Annotated in this window: 3 protein-coding genes; all 3 read left to right on the plus strand. The window is 64.6% G+C overall.

What is annotated here, in order from left to right:
• Positions 1-89 (plus strand): JAB domain-containing protein (locus K206_RS40600; RefSeq protein ID WP_043368028.1); only part of this gene is annotated, 89 nt, incomplete at its 5' end.
• 158 nt (positions 90-247) lie between these two features.
• Positions 248-694 carry a TIGR03757 family integrating conjugative element protein gene (locus K206_RS0136735; RefSeq protein WP_011489309.1) on the plus strand — a complete coding sequence of 149 codons (447 nt, stop codon included), beginning with the start codon at positions 248-250 and terminating at the stop codon, positions 692-694.
• Positions 691-1,182: TraU family protein (locus tag K206_RS0136740; RefSeq protein WP_043368031.1), on the plus strand; the 492-nt coding region annotated here is incomplete at its 3' end. The genes K206_RS0136735 and K206_RS0136740, both read left to right, overlap by 4 nt.

A 1,182-nucleotide genomic window follows, 5' to 3' on the forward strand; every position in this document is an offset into this window, starting at 1 on the left:
CGCTGGCGCTCATCGATGTTCGGCTACTGGACCACATCGTCGTCGGTCTGGGAAACCCCTATTCCTTCGCTGAGCACGGCCTGCTGTAGCGCATCGCCTCATTGATCACTGCGGGGGCTTCGGCCTCCGTTTTTCTTCGCAGCGGGACAAGCAGGTATGCGGGGTGTCCGTGATGCGCATTGTTTGTTGGGGCTGCATCCGGTTCGCGTTTGACTATGGCCCTGATCAACTTCCAGGGGCACGCGACATGCCAGCTTCTTTTTCCAGGTTCTCGCCGCGCTGGCGAACCCTCGGCCTGGCCGTTGCGCTGCCGGTGGCGTTGGCCGCTTTTTGCCCGGCCACCTTCGCCGCCGACGTGCTGGTCGTCACCGACAGCCGGCACCCCCTCAAGACCATGGGCGGCGAACGGCTGATCGAGCTGGACGAAGCGCATCGGATTGAAGCGGAGCTTTCTGTCGAACTCCCCGCCGATTCTGAACAGGCTGCCGCCGTCGTCAAGCGTCGGCTGAATAGTGGCGGTGCCGACCTCCAGCGCCGCATTGCGTCCGCATACCAGGGCGTCACCGACGCATGGAGCCTGGGCATCACCAGCATCCCAGCCGTCGTGGTGGACCAGCGCTACGTGGTCTATGGCGAGCCGGACGTGGCCCGCGCCGTCGCGCGCGTTCAGCAGCACCGGAGGGCTCAGCCGTGACTCGTGCATTCGACCTGATGCGCCGCCTGCGTGCTGGCGTGGCGTCCGTGCTGCTGCTCAGCGCCACGGGCAGCTACGCGCTCAACACCGCAACCATCGTCGGCTCGGTGGCATCTCCAGACTGCCTCGAATACCGCGTCGTCGGGATCTGCTACTGGCTCTACTGTACCTGGACGGGCTGTACGGTACGCACGTCCATCAAGGTCCGCCACTACATCCCCGATGCGGTCGTCTCCAGCTACAGCAACACCGGCGAAAACCCCTGGATCGAAGTCCGGCCGATGAGCACGCCCAACCCATCCGCCCAAGCCGGCGGGGACGGAACGACGAACGAGGACCACGAAAACAACCTCGCCAAGTTCAAGAATGCGGACGTCATCGGCCACCCGGGCGCCGAGGTGTTCAACCAGTTCGTGTCGTCCTCGGGCTACTTCTGCGAGGGTGCGGGCACGGCGTTCATGCCGTACTTGCTCAGCACCCTGGACACG

The organism is Cupriavidus sp. WS, from assembly GCF_000395345.1.
GTDB lineage: Bacteria > Pseudomonadota > Gammaproteobacteria > Burkholderiales > Burkholderiaceae > Cupriavidus > Cupriavidus basilensis_B.